The organism is Parvibaculum sp., from assembly GCF_049672805.1.
GTDB lineage: Bacteria > Pseudomonadota > Alphaproteobacteria > Parvibaculales > Parvibaculaceae > Parvibaculum.
On record NZ_JBATWS010000263.1, the window covers coordinates 1 to 5,049 of the forward strand.

A 5,049-nucleotide genomic window follows, 5' to 3' on the forward strand; every position below is an offset into this window, starting at 1 on the left:
GGCATGGACCCTGACCACAAGCTTGTTCTGACTGCGGCCATTGTAGCGCAGTAACCCGCCAATAGAAGCCCTCGCCCGAAAGCGGCGAAATCAGCGGCTGCGATGGATGTTCAGTGCAATCTCGTCAAGCTCGGCCTGCTCGATCCGCATGGCCGTCTTTCGCACCTTGCGCTTGCGACTTTCCTCAAGCAGTTCGTATTTCTTGAGCTCGCGGAAGGCACCTGAAAGCTCTTCCTTCGCAAGTTCGAGCTGATGCTCCAGCCCCTGAATCGATTCCAGAATATTTTCGCGCCGCCGGATAACTGATTTCGCAAACATCGGATAGGCGAAATGCGCGACATCCGAAATGCCCGCCTTGCGCTGTTCGGCCTCGACCTGAGCTTCAAGATCCCGCTCGCGCTGGCGAAACTCGGCCAGCATCAGTTCGAGTTCCGCGACCTTGCGGCGCTTCTCATCGACCTGAAACTTGTGAAGCCGGATAAGGGATTCGCGGTTGCGCATCACTCAGCCTCCTCAATAGAGCCCGGTGCCTGGTCGAGAATGGCCGCAAGCTGGCGGTAGCCTTCTTCAAGGCTGCTCGCTTCGCCTTTTTGCTGGGAAAGAAAGGCTTCCAGCGCGGGTTGATAATGAATGGCCTCATCGACCTGCCGGTCCGAACCGGGGCGATAGGCGCCGAGCCGGATCAGCTCTTCCATATCGTCATAGATGGCAAGCAACCCGCGCGCACGGCGGATCAGCGCATTCTCCTCCGGGTTGTTGCAACCCGGCATGGTGCGCGACACGGATTTCATCACATTGATCGCCGGATAGCGTCCGCGCTCTGCGATGGCGCGCTCCATGACGATATGCCCGTCGAGAATAGAACGCACGGCATCTGCCACCGGCTCGTTATGGTCGTCGCCATCTACAAGCACGGTGAAAAGCCCGGTGATGCTGCCCTTGCCGGTGCCCGGCCCTGCCCTCTCCAGCAGCTTTGGCAGTTCAGCGAAAACGGTCGGCGTGTACCCCTTGCTCGTCGGCGGTTCGCCCGTCGAGAGGCCGATTTCGCGCTGTGCAATGGCAAAGCGGGTCACGCTGTCCATCATGCAAAGCACATCCTGATCGCGGTCGCGGAAATATTCGGCGAGCGTCAGCGTGAGATAGGCCGCCTGCCGGCGCATCAGCGCAGGCTCGTCCGATGTCGCAACCACGACGACAGAACGTGCAAGCCCTTCCGGCCCGAGATCATCTTCAATGAATTCCTGCACTTCACGACCGCGTTCGCCGATCAGCCCGATCACGGAGACATCGCAGGCCGTGTTCCGCGCCAGCATGGAAAGCAGCACCGACTTGCCGACGCCCGAGCCTGCAAAAATGCCCATGCGCTGCCCGCGGCAGCAGGTTGTGAATGTGTTGAGCGCGCGCACGCCGAGATCGATCTTGCCCTTCACGCGCTGGCGCATATGGGCAGGCGGCGGCGGTGTGCGGAGCGGATAGGGCGACACGCCCGAAGCAATCGGTCCCTTGCCGTCGATCGGCTCGCCAAAGGCGTTGACCACGCGGCCAAGCCAGGCGGATGAAGGATAGATATGCGGCTCGTCAGAGGAGAGCACGGCCTTACAGCCGACACCGATGCCCGAAAGCGGGCCAAAGGGAAGGCAGAGGGCGCGGTTGTCGCGGAACCCCACCACCTCGCAGGTGACCTCTTCCCCAGCACGGTTCGACACGACAAGGCGGCTGCCAATGCCCATCGCATGAAGCGGTCCGGCAACCTCGATCGTCAGCCCCTGAATGCTGACGACACGTCCATAATGCCTGATTTCGGCGATCCCGCCGATTTCCGCCAACAATGCCTTCACGGGGCCGCAGCTCCTGAACTGGAAAACCTGAATGGGCCTTCGTCAGACCCGCCTTGGAAGGATCATTGCCGGGAACCCTTTAAGACCGCGTAAACCCTGAAAACTGCGGATACCTCCATTTTCGTCCCTGAGATTCATGGAGCATTTTCAGAGGTTTAGGGGTTATGGAATCTGTTCCCGCACGCTCTGCCCCTTCCCGCCCGTGTGATTTCGAGCACTTACGGGCCAATCGGTAAAATTTTCTGAATTTTTTCTCTTTCGGTTAACCTTTGTTAACCAAATGACCTTAATGTCTGGAAATATGGATTAACCAAACCGAGGCGATCGGGGCATATGAAGATCGCCTGAGGGGGACCAATGCGAGTTCTGCTCATCGAAGACGACAGCGCCACGGCGCAGAGCATCGAACTGATGCTCAAGTCAGACGGGTTCAATGTGTACACCACGGATCTTGGCGAGGAAGGTGTCGATCTCGGCAAGCTCTATGATTATGACATCATTCTTCTCGACCTGAACCTGCCGGATATGAGCGGTTACGACGTATTGAAGTCGCTCCGGGTCGGCAAGATCACCACCCCCATCCTGATCCTGTCGGGTCTGGCGGGTATCGAAAACAAGGTGCGCGGCCTCGGCTTCGGTGCCGACGACTATATGACCAAGCCCTTCCACAAGGACGAGCTGGTCGCCCGCATCCATGCGGTTGTCCGCCGCTCCAAGGGCCACTCCCAGTCAGTCATCAACACGGGCAAGCTCACCGTCAATCTCGACACCAAGACGGTCGAGGTCGAGGGCAACCGTGTCCATCTGACGGGCAAGGAATATCAGATGCTGGAGCTTCTCTCACTCCGCAAGGGCACGACGCTCACCAAGGAGATGTTCCTGAACCATCTCTATGGCGGCATGGACGAGCCCGAACTCAAGATCATCGACGTCTTCATCTGCAAGCTCCGCAAGAAGCTCGCGGCCTCGACAGGCGGCGACCACTACATCGAAACGGTCTGGGGACGCGGCTATGTGCTGCGCGATCCCGCCGAGGCCGCAATGCCCGCCAAGGCAACCGCCTGAGGCAAGGCATGATCCAAAATGCGAAGGGCGCCCCGCGAGGCGCCCTTTTCTTTTGGTCAAACCGGCTACGGCTCACACGCCGCTGCCCCCATCGACAAACCCTGCCTCGATGACGAAAGCCTCGCCATCCATCCGCGCGGAAATCGAAAGGCCGAGCGAGCGCGCAACGAGGCCTGTAAAATAAGGCTGCACCGAGCGCGCATCCAGCGTGCCTTCTTCCGGCAGGCCGCCCAGAAACTTCTGCGTCTCTTCCGGCACACGCGCCGCCGTGCCCGTGGAGCGCACGGTAATGGTGGGAGTTGCCGTCCCGTTTTCGACCTTCACCGCCACTTCACCACCCCGCGGAATGGCGGCAGCACCAATCAGCATCATGTTAAGCAGGAGCTTCACATAGTCCTTGCCGAGCGTTGCCGCTGGCGCATCCCAGCTCAGAGTCGGCCGTTCGCTCGCCATCAGCCCTTCAGCCACAGCCTTTGCGTCCTGAAGATCAAGTTCAGCACCCGCCGAGCCGCCCGCCCCGAAACAGATCCGGGCGAATTGCAGCTTGGCAGAAGCCTGCGTGGCGCTCTTCGTGATGAGCTCCATCGCGTGATCCTTCATTTCAGGATCATCGTCATCCGCAAGAACCTCAAGGCCGTTCGTGATGGCGCCAACCGGGCTGATGATATCGTGGCACACGCGGCTGCACATCAAAGCGGCAAGCTCCAGTGCGGAAACCTCGTTTGTTTCGCTCATATCGAATTGCCCCTGCACCGCTGAAAGACTAGAAAGCCTGATACCATTGCATCGCCTTCAATGCCAGCCCTGCGCTACGGCACAATCAGGAACCGGACATTTGACGATTTCAGACAAAGCATCCCTGACCCATGATCTGCGCCGTCTTGCCCTCAAGGCCGGAGCGTCGATCATGGAACATTACCGCACCGACTTCGAAATCGTCACCAAGCACGACAAGAGTCCCGTCACTGCGGCAGACCGCGATGCGGAGACGCTCATCCTTGCCGGGCTGCGAGAGATCGCACCGGACATCCCGATTGTGTCAGAGGAAGCCGCTGCCGCAGGCCATATACCCGAGATTGGCCGTTCCTTCTTTCTGGTCGATCCGCTCGACGGCACGAAGGAGTTCATCAACAAGAATGGCGAATTCACGGTGAACATCGCCCTCATCGAAGATCGCCATCCCGTTGCCGGTGTCGTCTATGCCCCCGCCAAGGAGCGCATGTTCTATGGCTTTGGAAGCGGTAACGCCTTTGAAGAGAAAGTCGCTGCCTGTCCGGATGGCAAGGCCGAAGGCGAAGCCCGCACGATTGCCGCACGCAAGCCCGCAGCAGACGGCCTCGTCGTCATTGCAAGCCGCACCCACCGTGATACCAAGACCGAGGAATATCTGAACCTCTACAAGGTGAAGGAGTTTCTCGCTGCCGGTTCATCGCTCAAGTTCTGCATTCTCGCAGCCGGCGAAGCGGACCTCTATCCCCGCCACGGGCGGACGATGGAATGGGACACCGCCGCCGGCCATGCCGTTCTCGCGGCTGCGGGCGGCAGCGTCACGCAGCTTGATGGCACACCGCTGCTTTACGGCAAGACAGAACGCGGGCTCGACAACCCCTTCTTCGTTGCGCGCGGCGCAGCAAGCTGACACCGCACCAACGGCACCTGCCCGGACCGGCGAAAAGCCGATCCGGGCGCGGTGCTGTCGAGGCCGTCGGATAAGACAAGCTGGCGGTGCGGGCTACGAACTGGCCCCCCGACCGTCGGAGGCCCGCACCGGCTCCGCCGCGACTTCAATAAAGAGCCGGCAGGCGGAAAAGCTTGACTGTTTTATGGAGTGCAAGGGGTGTGCCGGGCGCTGCGGGCCAAAACGCTTTCTCCCGGACACATATGGACACAGATAAGGCACCCGCCGCCCCAAAACCGGGCGTCGCTGTGCCAAATCGGGTCAGATCAGGGTTTCTTCACCCATTGGCCCGGCGCCTGTTCCACATATTGGCCGGAAGGCGTCTTCGCGATCAGCTTCTCGGCGGCAAGCTTCTCGACCGCATTCAGATTCGCGCCCGGTGTCTTGTTCGCAATCTGCTGATAGGACGCGCGGCGGCGCAGATTGATGTCATCCACCATCGCCTTCACCTCCGGCGTGGGGGAACTG

Annotated in this window: 6 protein-coding genes; 2 read left to right on the plus strand and 4 right to left on the minus strand. The window is 60.1% G+C overall.

Going from position 1 to position 5,049, the window contains the following annotated elements; all coding sequences use genetic code 11:
* Window positions 1-90: 90 nt before the first annotated feature.
* Complete coding sequence (gene fliJ / locus WBF74_RS08450; protein WP_424438082.1) at window positions 91-501, minus strand: flagellar export protein FliJ; 411 nt, start codon at window positions 499-501, stop codon at window positions 91-93.
* Window positions 501-1,838 carry a flagellar protein export ATPase FliI gene (gene fliI / locus WBF74_RS08455; protein WP_424438085.1) on the minus strand — a complete coding sequence of 446 codons (1,338 nt, stop codon included), beginning with the start codon at window positions 1,836-1,838 and terminating at the stop codon, window positions 501-503. Before fliI ends, fliJ begins: the two co-directional genes overlap by 1 nt.
* A gap of 357 nt (window positions 1,839-2,195) precedes the next feature.
* Here fliI and ctrA point away from each other — a divergent pair, with 357 nt between their 5' ends.
* The gene (gene ctrA / locus WBF74_RS08460; protein WP_424438088.1) at window positions 2,196-2,903 is read left to right on the plus strand and encodes a response regulator transcription factor CtrA; all 708 of its coding nucleotides are present in this window, start codon (window positions 2,196-2,198) and stop codon (window positions 2,901-2,903) included.
* Between the two features lie 72 nt (window positions 2,904-2,975).
* Here the strand turns inward: ctrA and chpT are convergent, their stop codons facing one another.
* Complete coding sequence (chpT, locus tag WBF74_RS08465; RefSeq protein ID WP_424438091.1) at window positions 2,976-3,638, minus strand: histidine phosphotransferase ChpT; 663 nt, start codon at window positions 3,636-3,638, stop codon at window positions 2,976-2,978.
* Window positions 3,639-3,738: 100 nt separating this feature from the next.
* Between chpT and cysQ the strand changes: the two genes are divergently transcribed.
* Window positions 3,739-4,542, plus strand: coding sequence for a 3'(2'),5'-bisphosphate nucleotidase CysQ (gene cysQ / locus WBF74_RS08470; RefSeq protein WP_424438094.1), 804 nt, complete (start codon window positions 3,739-3,741; stop codon window positions 4,540-4,542).
* 305 nt (window positions 4,543-4,847) lie between these two features.
* Here the strand turns inward: cysQ and WBF74_RS08475 are convergent.
* On the minus strand, window positions 4,848-5,049 hold a 202-nt coding region (locus WBF74_RS08475; protein WP_424438097.1), incomplete at its 5' end, for a YdbL family protein.

What these genes read in the sequence shown, in the direction of transcription:
- fliJ (WP_424438082.1), bottom strand. Translation starts at nt 501, where the DNA reads ATGCGCAACCGCGAATCCCTTATCCGGCTTCACAAGTTTCAGGTCGAT.
- ctrA (WP_424438088.1), top strand. Translation starts at nt 2,196, where the DNA reads ATGCGAGTTCTGCTCATCGAAGACGACAGCGCCACGGCGCAGAGCATC.
- chpT (WP_424438091.1), bottom strand. Translation starts at nt 3,638, where the DNA reads ATGAGCGAAACAAACGAGGTTTCCGCACTGGAGCTTGCCGCTTTGATG.